The sequence below is a fragment of the Microbacterium songi genome (genome assembly GCF_042747925.1).
In the GTDB taxonomy this organism is placed as follows: domain Bacteria; phylum Actinomycetota; class Actinomycetes; order Actinomycetales; family Microbacteriaceae; genus Microbacterium.
Window position 1 is genome coordinate 41,653 of sequence record NZ_JBHZIE010000008.1, and the last position, 15,168, is coordinate 56,820.

14 protein-coding genes are annotated in these 15,168 nt (G+C 68.9%); 11 read left to right on the top strand and 3 right to left on the bottom strand.

Going from position 1 to position 15,168, the window contains the following annotated elements; translation table 11 throughout:
- Nucleotides 1-47: 47 nt before the first annotated feature.
- The 4 genes from ACFM35_RS10725 (at nt 48) to ACFM35_RS10740 (ending at nt 4,216) form a co-directional block, all read left to right on the top strand.
- Nucleotides 48-1,343 carry an ABC transporter substrate-binding protein gene (locus ACFM35_RS10725; RefSeq protein ID WP_378841824.1) on the top strand — a complete coding sequence of 432 codons (1,296 nt, stop codon included), beginning with the start codon at nt 48-50 and terminating at the stop codon, nt 1,341-1,343.
- A gap of 2 nt (nt 1,344-1,345) precedes the next feature.
- Complete coding sequence (locus ACFM35_RS10730; protein WP_378841827.1) at nt 1,346-2,236, top strand: carbohydrate ABC transporter permease; 891 nt, start codon at nt 1,346-1,348, stop codon at nt 2,234-2,236.
- A 113-nt stretch (nt 2,237-2,349) separates the two neighbouring features.
- Complete coding sequence (locus tag ACFM35_RS10735) at nt 2,350-3,147, top strand: carbohydrate ABC transporter permease (RefSeq protein WP_378841829.1); 798 nt, start codon at nt 2,350-2,352, stop codon at nt 3,145-3,147.
- 121 nt (nt 3,148-3,268) lie between these two features.
- Nucleotides 3,269-4,216, top strand: a complete 948-nt coding sequence (locus tag ACFM35_RS10740; RefSeq protein WP_378841831.1) for a manganese catalase family protein — start codon at nt 3,269-3,271, stop codon at nt 4,214-4,216.
- A 54-nt stretch (nt 4,217-4,270) separates the two neighbouring features.
- On the opposite strand, the gene ACFM35_RS10745 is transcribed toward ACFM35_RS10740, so the two are convergent.
- On the bottom strand, nt 4,271-5,014 hold the full coding sequence (locus ACFM35_RS10745) for an alpha/beta fold hydrolase (RefSeq protein WP_378841833.1): 744 nt from the start codon (nt 5,012-5,014) through the stop codon (nt 4,271-4,273).
- A 204-nt stretch (nt 5,015-5,218) separates the two neighbouring features.
- Between ACFM35_RS10745 and ACFM35_RS10750 the strand changes: the two genes are divergently transcribed.
- From ACFM35_RS10750 to ACFM35_RS10760, 3 genes are all read left to right on the top strand, one after another.
- Nucleotides 5,219-6,295, top strand: a complete 1,077-nt coding sequence (locus ACFM35_RS10750) for a fatty acid desaturase family protein (protein ID WP_378841835.1) — start codon at nt 5,219-5,221, stop codon at nt 6,293-6,295.
- A 126-nt stretch (nt 6,296-6,421) separates the two neighbouring features.
- Nucleotides 6,422-7,126 carry a GAF and ANTAR domain-containing protein gene (locus ACFM35_RS10755; RefSeq protein WP_378841837.1) on the top strand — a complete coding sequence of 235 codons (705 nt, stop codon included), beginning with the start codon at nt 6,422-6,424 and terminating at the stop codon, nt 7,124-7,126.
- Between the two features lie 22 nt (nt 7,127-7,148).
- A complete protein-coding gene (locus tag ACFM35_RS10760) occupies nt 7,149-7,856 on the top strand; it encodes a GAF and ANTAR domain-containing protein (protein WP_378841839.1) in 708 nt (235 codons plus the stop codon).
- Between the two features lie 9 nt (nt 7,857-7,865).
- Here ACFM35_RS10760 and ACFM35_RS10765 read toward each other — a convergent pair whose 3' ends face one another.
- Nucleotides 7,866-8,219 (bottom strand): DUF7882 family protein, encoded by a 354-nt coding sequence (locus tag ACFM35_RS10765; RefSeq protein WP_378841841.1) that lies wholly within the window; start codon nt 8,217-8,219, stop codon nt 7,866-7,868.
- 262 nt (nt 8,220-8,481) lie between these two features.
- Between ACFM35_RS10765 and ACFM35_RS10770 the strand changes: the two genes are divergently transcribed.
- Genes ACFM35_RS10770 through ACFM35_RS10785 form a run of 4 tightly spaced genes read left to right on the top strand, consistent with a single transcriptional unit; the run spans nt 8,482 to nt 12,202 of the window.
- Nucleotides 8,482-8,622, top strand: coding sequence for a hypothetical protein (locus ACFM35_RS10770; protein ID WP_378841843.1), 141 nt, complete (start codon nt 8,482-8,484; stop codon nt 8,620-8,622).
- The gene (locus ACFM35_RS10775) at nt 8,619-9,944 is read left to right on the top strand and encodes an O-acetylhomoserine aminocarboxypropyltransferase/cysteine synthase family protein (protein WP_378841845.1); all 1,326 of its coding nucleotides are present in this window, start codon (nt 8,619-8,621) and stop codon (nt 9,942-9,944) included. The genes ACFM35_RS10770 and ACFM35_RS10775 overlap by 4 nt, the downstream gene beginning before the upstream one ends.
- A complete protein-coding gene (locus tag ACFM35_RS10780) occupies nt 9,941-11,266 on the top strand; it encodes an LLM class flavin-dependent oxidoreductase (RefSeq protein ID WP_378841847.1) in 1,326 nt (441 codons plus the stop codon). The genes ACFM35_RS10775 and ACFM35_RS10780 overlap by 4 nt, the downstream gene beginning before the upstream one ends.
- Nucleotides 11,267-11,320: 54 nt before the next feature.
- Nucleotides 11,321-12,202, top strand: a complete 882-nt coding sequence (locus tag ACFM35_RS10785) for an AraC family transcriptional regulator (RefSeq protein WP_378841849.1) — start codon at nt 11,321-11,323, stop codon at nt 12,200-12,202.
- Here the strand turns inward: ACFM35_RS10785 and ACFM35_RS10790 are convergent.
- The gene (locus tag ACFM35_RS10790) at nt 12,153-15,167 is read right to left on the bottom strand and encodes a DUF5107 domain-containing protein (RefSeq protein WP_378841851.1); all 3,015 of its coding nucleotides are present in this window, start codon (nt 15,165-15,167) and stop codon (nt 12,153-12,155) included. The genes ACFM35_RS10785 and ACFM35_RS10790 overlap by 50 nt on opposite strands.
- Between the last annotated feature and the right edge of the window lies 1 nt (nt 15,168).

A 15,168-nucleotide genomic window follows, 5' to 3' on the forward strand; every position in this document is an offset into this window, starting at 1 on the left:
CGCGGCGTTCACTTCTGTTCTGGTTCGACGACCGATGGAGTGACGCCATGACTATTTCCCGACGCGGGTTCCTCGCCGGTGCCGGGGCGCTGACGCTTCCCGTCCTCCTGGCCGGATGCGGCTTCGTGCCCCAGAGCACCCCTTCCGCGCGCACCGGCACGCTGACGTTCACGACCTGGGGCACCGACGCCGAGCTCGCGGGCTTCACGTCCGCGATCGCCGCCTTCGAAGCCGCCAACCCCGGTCAGAAGGTCACCCTGAATGCAGTGCCCTACGAGCAGATGTTCACGAACATCGACGCCCAGCTGCAGGCGGGGAACCCGCCCGACATCTTCCGGGTGCCGTACTACACGTTCGGCGCCTACGCGGGGCGTGGCCAGCTGCTCGACCTGAAGCCGCTGCTGTCGTCGGACCGCGAGGCGCAGTTCACGCCGACCGCGTGGAAGGCGGTGCAGAACAACGGCGGCGTCTTCGGCCTCCCCCACCACACCGACACGTCGGCGATCCTGGTCAACCGCGAGATGCTCGCCACCGCCGGTATCACCGAGGTGCCCGAGAGGCTCGAAGACGCCTGGACCTGGGATGAGCTCGCCGACATCGGCGACCGCCTGCGCGCGGCACTGCCTGCCGACCGCTATCCGTTCGCGTACAACTGGCAGGGCAACGGCGTCACGCGCTGGTTGAGTCTGCTGTTCCAGGCCGACGGCGCGTTCCTCGAGTCCGATCAGAAGACTCCGGCGATCGATTCGGATGCCGCGCGCAAGGCCATCGAGTTCTCGAGCTCGTTCTTCTCGAAGGGCTACGTACCCGCCAACAACACGATCGCCTCGTCGAGCTACGCCAGCGAGTCCTGGTTCTCGCAGTCGGTCGCCATGGTGTGGTCGGGGGCGTTCCAGCTTCCCGACGCCGACGCCACCGCGTCGTTCGACTGGACGGCGACCTTCGCTCCCCGTGACGTACGCGGCGGCGGCGACTTCGGCGGCAACGCCCTGGTCGCCACGGCGCAGACCGCCCAGCCGGAGCTCGCCGCGTCGTTCCTGGAGTTCCTCACCGACGCCCCGCAGATGTCATCGTTCTGCCAAGCCGCGTCGCTGCTGCCGACCCGCGCCGATCTGCTCAACTCGGATCTGCTGTTCGACGTGCGTCCCGAGCTCGCGCCGATCTATGCGGCGCAGGCCAGCACCGTGCAGCCGCAGGACGTCGCCCAGGTCGCGTCTCCCTCGATGTCGGCCATCATCCCGGTGCTGAAGGAGCAGCTCGATCTCGCCTTCACCGGTGCACAGGATGCCTCGGCCACCGTCGACGGGCTGCAGCGCGGCATCGCCGCGGCCACCGGGGCATAGGGATGGCGGGCGCCCGCCGGGCCGGTGCGCGCAAGGAGGCGTTCGCCGCCTACGCGTTCATCGCGCCGAACTACGCACTCCTGCTGATCTTCGTGCTGCTCCCCCTCGCGGGCGCGTTCATCGTCAGCCTGCAGAGCACGGACGGATTCGGCGAGGGGACTTTCACCGGGTTCGACAATTACGCGCGGCTCGCGTCGGATCCGCTGTTCTGGCGCTCGCTGGGGAACACGCTGCTGTTCACGGTGATCGTCACACCGCTGTCGATGCTGTTCGGTCTGCTCGCGGCCGTGCTGCTCAATTCCGCGCTGCCCGCGAGGCCCGTGCTGCGGTCGCTGCTCATCCTGCCGATGGCGGTGTCGGGCGTCGCCACGGCTCTCATCGGCATTCTGATCTTCGACCAGAACTCGGGGGTGCTGAACAAGCTCGCGCAGCTCTTCGGCCTTCCGTACATCGACTGGCAGTCTCAGCCGGCACCGGCGTTCGCGTCGATCGTCATCGCGACGGTCTGGTGGCGCACGGGCTTCAACATGCTGATCTACCTGGCCGGCCTGCAGGGCCTCGGGGCGGATCTCTACGAGGCCGCGCGCCTCGACGGCGCGAATGTCGTGCAGCGATTCCGCCACGTGACGGTGCCTCTCCTCGGACCCACCACGTTCTTCCTCGTCGTGCTGAACGTCATCTACTCGTTCCAGGTGTTCGACATCGTCTTCGTCCTGACCGGCGGTGGGCCCGGTGGCGCGACATCGGTCCTCGTGACCTACGCGTACGACACCGGATTCGTCACGCGTGACCAGGGCTACGCGGCGGCCATCGGCATGGTGCTGTTCGTCTTCGCGCTGCTGTTCGCCGCCGGTCAATGGCGCGCCAGCCGAACAAGGGATCTCGTCGAATGAGCACCGCAGAAGTGGACAGGACGGCAGCGGACCCGCTCGCACCCGAGGGGTCGTCGCCGAGCGCGCGAAGACCGAGGTCGGCCCAACAGCGGTCCTCGCGGTGGGCGACGGTCGTGCGCACGGTCATCGTGCTGGTCATCGGGCTGCTCACGATCTCGCCGCTCTACTGGATGCTGGCCGTCGCCTTCTCCACCCGATCGGAGCTGCTCAGCGGCGGTGATTTCCGGCTGTGGCCGCGCGAACTCACCCTCGAGAACTTCGAGCGCGTGTTCGGGTCGTTCCCGGTCGCGACGTGGTTCGGCAACTCCGTGGCGATCGCCGTCGTGGTGACCGCGCTGTCGGTGGCCACCAGCCTGCTGGCCGGGTATGCGTTCGCCCAGTTGCGCTTCCCCGGGTCGACGGCGCTGTTCTTCGTGGCGCTGGCAACCCTCGTGCTGCCCGTCCAGGTGATCATGGTCTCGCTGTTCCGCCTCATCACCGGCCTCGGGCTGTACGGCACCTACTGGGGCGTGATCCTTCCGAGCGCAGCATCCGCTTTCGGCCTGTTCCTCGCCCGACAGTTCATCCTCGGCATCCCGCGCGAACTGATCGAGGCGGCGCGCCTCGACGGCGCGAGCCACTTCCAGATCTTCCTGCGCATCGTGCTGCCGATGTCGAAATCCCTCATCGCCGTGCTGGTCTTCATGGGCCTGCTGCAGTCGTGGAACGACTTCGCCTGGCCTCTCATCGCTCTCAAGGAGAATCAGCTGTTCACGCTGCCGATCGGCCTGCTCTTCCTGCAGGGGCAGGCGAACAGCGACTACGGCGCCACGATGGCCTTCGCGCTCATCAACGTCGTGCCGATCGCCATCGTCTTCCTGTTCTTCCAGAAGTACTTCATCGCCGGGTTCGCGCGCAGCGGCATCAAATAGGGACGGATGCTGCGGGGCGCGCGCGATCGTACGCACTCGGTCATGCGTTGTCCAGGCCCGCGGGTTTCGGGCCGGTTCCGACGCACGATGAGCGCACACAACCCGTGCCAAGGAGGCCCTGATGTATTTCCACTTGCAGCAGCTGATCAACGAGATCGAGCAGGACGAGCCGGATCCGGCGGCGGCGAACGCCCTTCAGGAGGGCCTGGGCGGCCAGTTCGGCGAGATGCGCACGATGATGCAGTACCTCTTCCAGAGCATGAACTTCCGCGGGCCCGCTGCCAAGCCCTACCGCGACCTCATCCAGGGCATCGGCACCGAGGAGATCAGCCACGTCGAGCTGATCGGGACGACGATCTCACGCCTGCTGGACGGCGCTCCGGAGTATCACGGCAAGCTCACCGACCCGCTCGACAAGCCCGGAGCAGGTGGAGCCACGCCGCTGAACATCGCTCTGGACCACGGCAACATCCACCACTACCTCGTGGGGGCGCAGGGCGCCATGCCCGTGGACGCGGCGGGCAACCCGTGGCTCGGCAGCTACGTGTACAACTCGGGCAACCTCGTGCTCGACCTGCTGTACAACCTGATGCTCGAATCGACCGGCCGCCTGCAGAAGTGCCGTCTCTACGAGATGACCGACAACAAGACGGCGCGGTCGACGATCGCCTACCTCATCGTGCGCGACCAGGCGCACGAGAACGCCTACGCCCAGGCGCTCGAGACGCTCGGCGTGCAGTGGAACAAGACGCTGCCGATCCCGAAGACCAATGCCGAGAGCTTCCCCGAGGTCAAGCGGCTGCTCGACCTCGGCCTGCAGAGCAAGCAGTACTCGTTCGACCTCGGAGACCAGTCCGAGGCCGGCAAGATCTTCCAGGGGATGTCGCCGTCGAAGGACGGCACCACCCTCGACGCGAGCCAGCAGGCGCCGGAAGGTGCTCCCCTGACGATCTCGCCCGAGCGGTTCGAGGAGTTCGCGCCCGGTGCGGACGAAGACCTCATGGCGCTCATCGAGGCCACGGCCGCGATGGAGATGGCCGACATCGACGCGACGTTCGGCCGGATGTAGCCCGAACGCGGGAACGACGGGCGGGCGGCGACCACGGTCGTCGCCCGCCCGTCGTCAGGGGCGGAGGTGGGCGATGATCGCGGAGGCGACCGCACCGGGCGCGGTGTGCTGCACGACGTGGCGGTGCCCGGGGACGACCGCGACGAAGCCCTCGGCCGCACTGTCGCGCAAGCGCCGACACCACCGGATGCCGGCGACGGGGTCGTTGCCACCGCGGATCACCAGGAGCGGCGCCGTGAGGGCGGCGACGCGTTCCTCGATCGGGTACCCGATCATGAACGGGAGGTGCCGCGCGTACCAGCGCGGGCCGCACCGGAGGTAGTCGGTGAACACGATGGCGTTCGCACCCGGTGTCTCGCCGAGGACGTCGGCGGTCAGGGCCACGGCCTGCGCCGGCGCTGAGCGATGCTCGCTGTCTGTGACGGGGCCGATGACCACGACCGCCGCGATCAGCTCCGGCCGCTGCGCGCCCAGCTCCACGACCCACTGCGCGCCCATGGAGTGCCCGACCAGCACGGCCCGCTCCACGCCCAGCCGCGTCAGCACGTCACCGAGCGCGGTCGCCGTCTCGGCGATGTCGGGAGCGTGGTCGGGTTTGGGCAGTCCGGCGAATCCCGGCAGGTCGATCGAGTGCACCGAGCCCGTCGCCGCGAGTCGTTCGTGGAGGCGGCTGAGGTAGCGGTGCGAAGCACCGATGCCGTGGATCAGCACGAACGTCCTGCTCGTCCCCTCGGGGCCGTCGGACGACCTCACCCGGAAGGAGAGACCGCCGACCCGCACGACGCTTTCGCGGATCATCAGCGTCGCATCCACCGCGCACCCGGCCCGCTCTGCATCTCGTTCACTGCGCAACCGTACCCCTCGCAGGCGCGATCAGCGCACACCCCTGTTGTCAACCCTCAACCACCCGAGCAGCGAACGGACGTAGGTTCAGCCCAGTTGCCCCAGACCTCGGTCGACTCCATCGTCGTCGATGCGCGAGAGCGCAGGACCGGAGCCACCATGACCACACCGACCCGGGTCGCCACACGAGTGCGATCGACCGGCCCCAGCGACTTCACCGAGCTGTCCGCGCGGATCCAGGCAATGGGGCTCATGCGCCGCCGATACGGCTACTACTGGACGAAGCTCGCGCTGACGCCGATCGTGCTGGCCGCTGCGATCGTCCTGTTCATCTGGGTCGGCGAGAGCTGGTGGCAACTGCTCGTCGCCGCAGGGTTCGCGGTGCTGTTCACGCAGATCGCGTTCCTCGGCCACGACGCCGCCCATCGGCAGATCTTCGCGTCGGGCACGTGGAACGATTGGACGAGCCTCATCATCGCCGACCTCTTCATCGGCATGAGCTACGGATGGTGGCGACACAAGCACACCCGCCACCACGCCAACCCGAACAAGCAGGGGGCGGACCCCGACATCGAGCTCCCGGTGATCTCCTTCACCCCGGAGCAGGCCGCGCGCCGCCGCAATCCCGTGACGAGGTGGCTCGTCAGCCATCAGGGAACGTTCTTCTTCCCGATCCTCCTGCTCGAGGGAGTATCCCTCCACGCGTCCGGCATCGCCCGCGTCCTGCACCGTGACCACGTGGACCGACGGTGGGTCGAGATCGTGTTCATCACTCTCCGGCTCGGCGGATTCATCGCCCTGGTGTTCATCGTGCTCTCGCCCGGCCTCGCCGTGGCGTTCCTCGCCGTGCAGCTCGGCCTCTTCGGGTTCTACATGGGCGCGTCGTTCGCGCCGAACCACAAGGGCATGCCGATGGTTCCGGCGACGCTCAAACTCGACTTCCTCAGGCGGCAGACGCTGATGAGTCGCAACATCCGGGGAGGACCTGTCGTCGACACCCTCATGGGAGGCCTCAACTACCAGATCGAGCACCACCTGTTCCCTTCCATGCCGCGCCCGCATCTCCGGCACGCGGCGCCCATCGTGCGCGCCTACTGCAAGCGGCTCGATATCCCGTACACCGAGACCGGACTGATGCAGTCGTACGGCATCGTGCTGCGCTACATCAACCGTGTCGGCCTCGGCGAGCGCGATCCCTTCGACTGCCCGCTCGTGGCTCAGAGACGGGCGATCTGATGGAGCGCCGTCCGGCTTCACGTGCGACGGCCCCCTCCCGGGAAAACGTCATCCCCCGTGTAGCCTCGGATCGACGGCACCATCACCCACGCGACTCGTCATCTGACAGAGGCGAGGCGAGAGTACATGGCTGCGTCATTACCGGGCGATGATCGAGACGACTTCGCCCAGGCCCTGAGGGGTCTCACGACCGCCGGATCCGACGGCGACCTGTGCGGTCCCTTCGTCCGGGCCGTCGGCGTGTCGGGCGCGTCCATCTCCACGCTCGGTCGACCGCTCGGGAGCCAGGTGGTCTGCGCGAGCGATCCGGTGGCGGCGCGCATCGACGAGATCCAGATCGATCTCGGCGAAGGACCGTGCTGGGATGCGCTGCGCACACGCCGGCCCGTCCTCGAATCCGACATCCGGCGCACAGGCGGCGACGGGTGGCCCGGCGCGCGCGAGGCGTTCCGCGCACTCGACGTCGGCGCCGTCTACGCGTTCCCGCTCTTCGTGGGAGACCTGGGGGTCGGGTCGGTCGACCTCTACTCGCTGCCTCATCGGCAGCTCTCCCTCGTCGACATCGAGGACGTCACGGTGCTCGCGGCGATCGCGTCGCGACATATCCTGCGGCGTGCGCTCGATGATCTCGACACCGCGGACGAAGGAATAGCCGATGGCCCCCACTCTCGCCGCGAAGTGCATCAGGCGACGGGAATGGTCGCCGCCCAGCTCGGTGTCGGCGTGGATGAGGGCCTCCTCGTGCTGCGCGGGCGGGCGTTCTCCTCGGGTCGCTCCGTGCGGGACATCGCAGCCGACGTCGTCGCCCGGCGACTCACCTTCGTCCCCTGAACAGAGCGGCATACACTCAACTATGAGCACAAGAGAAGACCAACTGCTGCAGACCGTGGCGACACTGGCCGACTCGCTCGTCGACGATTTCGACGTCGTCGAGCTTCTCCAGCTGCTGGTCGACGAGTCCGCGAAGATCTTCGCGTCGAGCGCCGCCGGCATCCTCATCGTCGGGCCGTCAGGCGATCTGGAGGTGCTGGTCTCGACCAGCGAACGCAGCGAGTTCGTCGGTCTCATGCAGCTGCGGGCGGGGCAGGGACCCTGCGTCGAAGCCGTCACCACCGGCCGAGTGGTGTCGGTGGAGGATCTCCGCAATGTCGCGGACCGCTGGCCCGAGTTCGCCGCCGACGCCCGCCGTTCCGGCTTCGCGTCACTGCACGCCATCCCGATGCGCCTCCGCGACACCGTGATCGGCTCACTCAACCTCTTCGGCGACCGCGTCGGAGCGCTCAACGCGAACGACGCCGCGGCGGCGAAGACCCTGACCGACATCGCCACGATCAGCATCCTGCAGCAGCGTCTGGTCGAGGAGTCGATGATCGCCCAGGGTCAACTGCAGCGGGCGCTCGACAGTCGCGTCCTGATCGAGCAGGCGAAGGGCTACGTCTCGCAGAGCAAAGACGTCGACATGGACGACGCGTTCCGCCTCATCCGCGCGCACGCCCGGTCGTCGCAGACCGCTCTCAGCACCGTCGCCGCAGAGATCATCGCGGGGCGACTCGCCCTCTGACGCCCGGCCTCACTGCATCTCGTGAGAGAGCTTGAGGTTCAGCGCGTCGGCGATCGTCAGCGCCCCCTCCGGCGGCTCCGACACGGCGTAGAGACCGGTCGGGGCGTTCGCGGTGTACATCAGGGCCTCGACCCATGCCCGATTGACCTGCGGCTGCCTGCTGCCGTAGAACTTGTACGCCAACGAGACGGTGGGGTGCACCCAGACCATCGTGCGTCCGCTGCCGACGCTCGCTTCGTCGCGCCACGTGAAGTGGAACGATTCGCCGCGACGGAGCTTCGCTCCGATGACGAGCTGAAGGTGTGCGAGGAGGCGATCGTCGAAATCGACCTTGATCGTGGAGTCGTAGATGAACTTGCCCATGACAGACCTCTCGATGTGGGGATCAGAGGGCTCCGAGGTCTGGGGGCAACGGCTCGAAGGTGAGCCGTCCACGCGCGAGGAGCAACCGCTGCAGTCCGCTCCCGACAGGTGACTGATAGTCCAACGATCTCACACACCAGGCCGTGGCGACAGGGGGCTTGACGTCATCCGCGCCCCCCGGGACGCGAACCTCATCCCGCTCATGTTTCGGCGCGTAACAGACGACCCGCGCCGGACGGCGCGCTCACCATAGTCTCCCTCCATGGTTTCCCGCCGCTCCATTCCGCCGATCGAGATCTGGCACGCGCAGCACCTCGCTCAGGTGCAGGCCTCGCCGCCGAGCACCGCCGCTGCGCCTTCACCGTCGGTCGACGTCGACGTCGACGCCGGAGCGCTCCGGTGACGTCGCCGCAGGACCTCGGCTTCGCCACCCGGCAGATCCATGCCGGAGCGGAGCGGGACGATTCGCACCGGCCCCGGGCGACGCCGATCTACCTGACGGCCGGGTTCGTGTTCGACGACTTCGAGCAGGCGAACGAGCGGTTCTCCCCGTCCGGCGACGGATACAGCTACACGAGGGTCGGCAACCCGACGAACGCCGCGGTCGAGCGACGCATCGCCGACCTCGAAGGGGCCGCGGGGGCGCTTCTCGTCGGCAGCGGGCAGGCCGCCGTGTCGACGGCGATCCTCGCCCTCGCCGGAGCCGGGGACCACCTCGTGTCGGCGAACAGCATCTACGAGGGATCGCGCGAGCTCTTCCGCGACAACTTCGGGCGGCTGGGCATCACCACCTCGTTCGTCGACGATGCCAACGATCCGGCGGCGTGGGAGGCGGCCATCCGTCCCGAGACACGCGTGCTCTTCGCCGAGTCGATCCCGAATCCGAAGAACGACGTCGTCGACATCCGCGCCGTGGCCGCGGTCGCACGCCGCCACGGGATCCCGCTGATCATCGACAACACGCTGGCGACGCCGTATCTGCTGCGGCCGATCGAGCACGGCGCCGATGTCGTGGTGCACTCGGCGAGCAAGTTCCTCGCCGGTCACGGCACGGTGCTCGGCGGCGTCATCGTCGACGCCGGTCGCATCGACTGGTCGACCACCGGTGCCCGCTACCCGCATCTGACGGAGAATCGCGGCGCCGACGGGCGGACGTTCGTCGAGCGTGCGGGCCGGGCCGCATTCCTCACCTATGCGCGATCGGTGATCGCCCTGCGTCAGGGGCCGTCACCCTCTCCGTTCAACGCCTTCTTCATCCTGCAGGGCATCGAGACGCTGTCGCTCCGCGTCCAGCGGCACTCCGATTCCGCGCGGCGCATCGCGGAGTGGCTCGAGGCGCACCCAGCGGTCGCGTCGGTCGACTACAGCGGCCTGGAGTCGAGTCCGCACCGGGCCTTGGCCGAGCAGTACCTCCCCCGCGGCCAGGGATCGGTGTTCTCCTTCACCCTCCGCGGAGGGCGGGGTGCCGCGCGCGCGTTCGTCGACACCGTAGAGCTGTTCACCCGGATGACGCACCTGGGTGACGTGCGCTCGCTCGTGCTGCACCCCGCCTCGACGACGCACGCCGGTCGTTCCGAGGAGGAGCGCGTCGCCGCGGGGATCGGCCAAGGGCTCCTGAGGGTCTCGATCGGGCTGGAGGATGCGGAGGACCTGATCGCCGACCTCGACCGCGCGCTCGCGGCCGTCGAGGCATCGGAACTGCTCGAACGGGCCGGCATCCGATGAGCAGGCTCCAGCACTTCGGATGGTTCCTGTCGCGCGGTTTCGGCCCGCACGGGTGGGCGCGGCCCTACTACGAATGGAATTACGACTGGCAGAAGCCCGGCATCTACCAGGAGGGAGCGCGCACCCTCGAGCAGGCGGGTTTCGACTTCGTGCTGATCGAGGACGCCCTGTCACTGGGGATCAGTCCGGAGACCCTCGACCTGCGGGTGCGGAAGGCCTACGGCGGACCCAAGCACGACCCGTGGACGCTCACTCCGTACCTGTTCGCCGCGACAGAGCACCTCGGCGTGATCCCCACCGCCAACCCGGCGGGATTCCTGCCGTACACCGCCGCGCGGCAATTCGCGTCGCTGCAGCATCTGAGCGGCAGCCGGCTGGGTGTCAACCTCGTCACCGACGTCGGCAGCGCGCACCACTTCGGGCAGCAGAGGCTGCCGCACGACGCCGCGTACGACCGTGCCCAGGAGTGGATCGACGCGCTGCGCGAGCTCTGGCACAGCTGGGGCGATGACGCGCTCATCGCCGACCCCGTATCCCAGCACTACGCCGACGGCAGCCGCATCGGCGCGCTCCGGCACCGCGGGCAGTACTACTCCTTCGACGGTCCGTTGAACGCCGAGCCGTTCCCCGCGGGGGATCCGATCGTGGCGTCCCCGGGCGGGTCTCCCCGCGGCATCGACTTCGCGGCCCGCAACTCGGGCATCCAGCTCGCGCTGACCCGTCTCGACGTCGCGAGCGTCCGCGCCTACCGCGAGAAGGTCCGTGCGGCCGCCACCCTGCAGGGTCGCGACGCCGCAGACATCAAGACGCTCTTCGTCTTCAAGCCGATCGTCACGGCGAGCGCGGAGGAGGCCGATCGCCTCGTGCGCGCCTCGCTCCACCCCGACGACGCCGCCCTGCGCGAGGTCGCCGAGGCGTGGTCCAGCGACCTGGAGACCGATCTGACGGCGCTCGATCTCGATCGACCCCTCGATCCTGCGGTCTTCGGGGAGCACGTGTCGCAGGGCACCATCAAAGGACTCCGCGGACGCTACGACAGTTTCGCGGACGCATCGCTGCGTGACGTCCTCGCCGCGAAAGCCCGCCTCGGCCGTATCGGCGACGGCGCCGGCGGCGCGGTGGGCACCGCCGACGAGATCGCGGACCTCATCGAGGAGCTCGGAGAGGAGGCCGACAACGACGGGCTCCTGTTCTCCGGCGATCTGCACCCCGTGACGCTGCACAGGATGCTCGACGACCTCGTTCCGATCCTGCGACGCCGCGGCATCCTCCGCACCGAATTCGCGTCCGGAGGACTGCGCGCCAACCTGTCGTCGTTCTGACGGTCGAGCCCGCGGTCGGTGCGCCTGGATGATCCGATGCTCTAGCGTGGCCGTGTGTACGTCAGAGACGGATTCCTCGGCCAGCGGCTGCGGGTGCTCTCGGCTCCGCTGGCCGCACGCGCCGCGACGAGCCCGCTCACCGATCGCCTGCTGGTGACGGATGCCGGATACTTTCCGCATGCCGCCGCCCACGGGCGTTCCCGGCCGCGCGGCGCGGCGCAGGCGATCGTCATCATCTGTGCGAGCGGCGCCGGGTGGCTCGAGCTGGAGGATACGCCGCCGGTGCGCATCGAGGCAGGAGCGGCGGCGGTGATACCGGCCGGCCGGCCTCACCGATATCGCGCGGATGGCAACGACCCCTGGTCGATCTGGTGGGTGCACGCGACCGGCCCCGATGTCGACGAGCTCGTGACCGAGATCGTCCGCGACGATGACCCGGTCGTGCGCCTGCGCGACTCCTATTCGGCCATCGCGGGGATCGACGAGGTGCTGACCGCGATGGAGGACGAAGAGACCACGGCCGCGCTCTATGTGGCCTCGGGTGCCGCGTGGAGGCTGTTCGCGCAGCTGGCGGCCGATCGACTGCGCGCGCCCGCTCCCACCGACGACCGGATGGAGATCGTTCAGCAGTACCTCCGCTCCCATCTGGCGAGCCCCATGTCAGTCGATGACCTCGCCCGGCTGGCGGGGCTGAGCGCCTCCCACTTCTCCGCGCTGTTCAAGGCGACGGCCGGCATCCCGGTGGTCGAGTACATCAAGCGACTGCGCAGCGCTCGGGCCCGCGAGCTGCTCATCACGACCGACCGATCGGTGACCGAGATCGGCGAGGCCGTCGGCTACGCCGATCCCTTCTACTTCTCCCGACAGTTCCGCTCGATCAACGGCGTCAGTCCGACGGTCTTCCGCGCGCGCTCGAGGGACGAGCCGGCGACGTGACGGGCTCGGCCTCCTCCCGCGAGAAGAGCAGCAGCTCGGGGAGGCTCGTGGCGAAGTAGTCGACCTCGCCGGTGTCGTGGCGGGCAACCGGTGCCGTGAACGGCGAACGGGCCTCGCCCAGCGAGCGCGGAGGGTCGCCGAGCGGCAGACCCAGGGCCAGGCGTGCGCGGTCCCACGCGGCGAGGACCCGACCCTCACCCCCCTCCCACGGTTGGAACGGGCGGCTCTCGAGCAGAGCCAGCGCGTGGGCGGGGCGACCGACCGACACCAGGAGGTCGGCGAACTCGACCACCAGGTCGTCCCGCTTCAGCACCAGCGACCGTCGCGCCTCGAGTCGCGCGACCCGGCGCGCAGCGCTCTCGCCCAGCCGCGCCGCCAGCTGATCACGCTCGAAGAGGAGCCGCGGGTCCGTCGGGCGGAGCTCGAGCGCCCGCTCGTAGAGCTCCACCGCGGCATGGTCGTCGTGGGCGATGTTGAACGATGCCAGACCGGCGTTGCGGAGGACCACGGGGTCGGTGCTGCCCGCCTCGATGGAGGCCCGCCAGGCAGCGAGTGCCTCCGCCCGGCGACCCGCGTCGTAGAGCAGACCCCCGAGCAGCCCGCCCGCGACGACGTCGTCCCCGGTGGTGACGGCGGCGACGAGGGCGTCGTGGTCGTCGAGTCCGGCCGGGAACGCCCACTCGAGATCGGCCGTCCGGGCGCGGCCACACTCGGCTGCGGCGCACTCTTCTCGTCCGGCGCGCTGCAGAAGGAGAGCCTTGTGATAGCGCGCGACCGCAGACACGTTGCCGGCGCCCGAGGGTGTGGACTCCGCCGCGGCGTCGAAGACCCGGAGGGCCGCTTCGACCTCCCCGGCCTGACCCAACTCGACGGCGACATCCTTCCTCGTGCGCCCGTCTTCGGGGAGCGAGCCGTCGCGGAGATGTCTCAGCACCGGGTTGAGCGGGTCCTCCGCGAGGCCGCGGTCGAGCGCGCATTCCGCCTCCTCGGTGCGGCCGAGTCGGCGCAGGAGCACGACGAACAGCACGGCGCGCCGGCGATCGTTCCCGCCGAGCTGCGCGAGCTCTTCGAGGTCGGCGAGAGCCGCGGCATCCCTCCCCGCCCTGGCCGCCTGCCGGACGAGCTCGAGGCCGGCGGGAGCGAAGAAGGCGGCATCCCACCTCGCACGTGCCCATGCCGTCGCCGCCCGGTCGGGGCGACCTCGGCGGTCCTCGATCAACCCCATCAGGTAGTAGGCCTCGCCGTCCCGCAGGTTCGCGTTCCGGCGCGCGGCCCGTTCGAGCGCGATCATCGCGTGGGCGTGGGCGGTCTCGTAGTCGCCGGAGCGATAGGCGAGATCTGCCAATGCCAGCCGCACGCGGGCGTCGCGTGGGTCCCGCGCGATCGCCTCGTTCCAGTACAGCAGGGGCGAGCGGGTGGGATGCCGGTACTGCTGAAGGTGAAGTCCCGTGAGGTAGAGCTCGTCGACGCTCTCGATATCGACGGGGGCGGGCGGCTCGTCCGCGGTCCACGGCTCGTCGGCCAGGACATTCACCGCCTCCCACGCGACGAGCACTCTGCCGTCGGCAGCCTGCAGCTCGGCGGTCGTCCCCGCGGCCCAGGGCGCGTCGGACGAGACGACCATGACCTGACCCGGCCCCAGATCCATCCTGTTCTCGGCGAGCATCAGTCCCTCGGCGTCTCGGATGACACCTCGCGCGCCGGAACGCGGCGACGTCACCGCGAAGCGCGCGACGACCGGACCCTCTCGATCGACGTGCACCGCGGCATCCGGCGTCGCCTGATGCACGACCCCGATCGCGCCGACCGGATACCAGAACTGGCTGAAGCGCTTCGTCTCGCCGGGGGCGAGCCAGGAGAAATCGGGCTGATTGTCGGTGTACACGCCGGCCATGAGCTCCACGTAGGGACCGTCGTCGTCGGTGAGATGGGCGTCCCACGCATGCCCGAACGGGGCATCGCCCCACGTCCACTGCTTCTTGCCCGGGGCGATCCGCCGGTCAGCCCAGTGGACCACCCCGGCGCCGGCCGCGTGATCGTAGCCGCCGAAGAAGTCCTGCGCGGTGTCGACGATCATGTAGGAGGTCGGCACCGGGATGTTGCGGTAGAAGTCGATGCGGTCCGAACCGGCCTGCTCGGCCTGACGCGAAGGGTAGTCGACGCCGTAGTACGGGCGGTCCGCCGAGGGGAAGCGGGTGAGGGCTCGTCTCGCATGGTCGGCGACGTACCCGACGTCTTCGGGGAAGAACGACTGGTAGTCGTCGTGCACGCGGACGGCGGCATTCGCCCACCACAGAAAGGTCTGCGTGTCACTCGTGCGGTTGTGCAGGCGCACATCGATCTGCACGACCGAGCGATCGGGGTGCAGCCGGATGCCGTGGGTGCCCTGCATCCTCGTGAACGGGTCGTGATCGCTGCACCAGACCACGACGCTGCCGTCGGGCGACTCCTCGATGAGCGTCTCCACCGGGAGGAACGTCGCCGGTCGGTGGTGCTGCGGCCAGTTGAACTCCACGCCCCCGCTCACCCACGGGCCGGTGAGCCCCACGAGCGCGGGCTTGATCACGTTGTTGCGATAGAAGAAGTCGTACCCGGTCGTCTTGTCGTAGCCGATGTGGATACGGCCGCCGAGCTCGGGGAGGATCATCAGGCGGACGAATCGGTTCTCGAGGTGGATGGCCTGCCACGGGCGGGACTCGGGTGTCGACGCGACGCGTTCGTAGAACGGCAGCGGATACACCCGGCCGCTCGACCCCTGGTAGACGCGGTGATCGAGGAACATCGGGTACGTGGAGGGTGGTTCGGGCATGTAGGTCGAGATACTCACCGGCTCCGACCAGGCGATCGTCGCCCCCTCATCGAGTCGTCGTTGCAGGTGTGCGGGCGCAGCGGGCAGCACGAGGCGCGCACGCCCGGAAGCCTGATGCGCTCCACGAGCGGGTGCGCGGGTGGTGTCGTTCGTCATA

Bases quoted from the DNA above. Each gene is read 5' to 3' on its own strand.
- ACFM35_RS10725 (WP_378841824.1), top strand. From the start codon at position 48: ATGACTATTTCCCGACGCGGGTTCCTCGCCGGTGCCGGGGCGCTGACG.
- ACFM35_RS10790 (WP_378841851.1), bottom strand. From the start codon at position 15,167: ATGACGAACGACACCACCCGCGCACCCGCTCGTGGAGCGCATCAGGCT.
- ACFM35_RS10755 (WP_378841837.1), top strand. From the start codon at position 6,422: ATGGCTGCGTCATTACCGGGCGATGATCGAGACGACTTCGCCCAGGCC.
- ACFM35_RS10760 (WP_378841839.1), top strand. From the start codon at position 7,149: ATGAGCACAAGAGAAGACCAACTGCTGCAGACCGTGGCGACACTGGCC.
- ACFM35_RS10745 (WP_378841833.1), bottom strand. From the start codon at position 5,014: ATGATCCGCGAAAGCGTCGTGCGGGTCGGCGGTCTCTCCTTCCGGGTG.
- ACFM35_RS10765 (WP_378841841.1), bottom strand. From the start codon at position 8,219: ATGGGCAAGTTCATCTACGACTCCACGATCAAGGTCGATTTCGACGAT.
- ACFM35_RS10780 (WP_378841847.1), top strand. From the start codon at position 9,941: ATGAGCAGGCTCCAGCACTTCGGATGGTTCCTGTCGCGCGGTTTCGGC.
- ACFM35_RS10770 (WP_378841843.1), top strand. From the start codon at position 8,482: ATGGTTTCCCGCCGCTCCATTCCGCCGATCGAGATCTGGCACGCGCAG.
- ACFM35_RS10730 (WP_378841827.1), top strand. From the start codon at position 1,346: ATGGCGGGCGCCCGCCGGGCCGGTGCGCGCAAGGAGGCGTTCGCCGCC.
- ACFM35_RS10750 (WP_378841835.1), top strand. From the start codon at position 5,219: ATGACCACACCGACCCGGGTCGCCACACGAGTGCGATCGACCGGCCCC.
- ACFM35_RS10740 (WP_378841831.1), top strand. From the start codon at position 3,269: ATGTATTTCCACTTGCAGCAGCTGATCAACGAGATCGAGCAGGACGAG.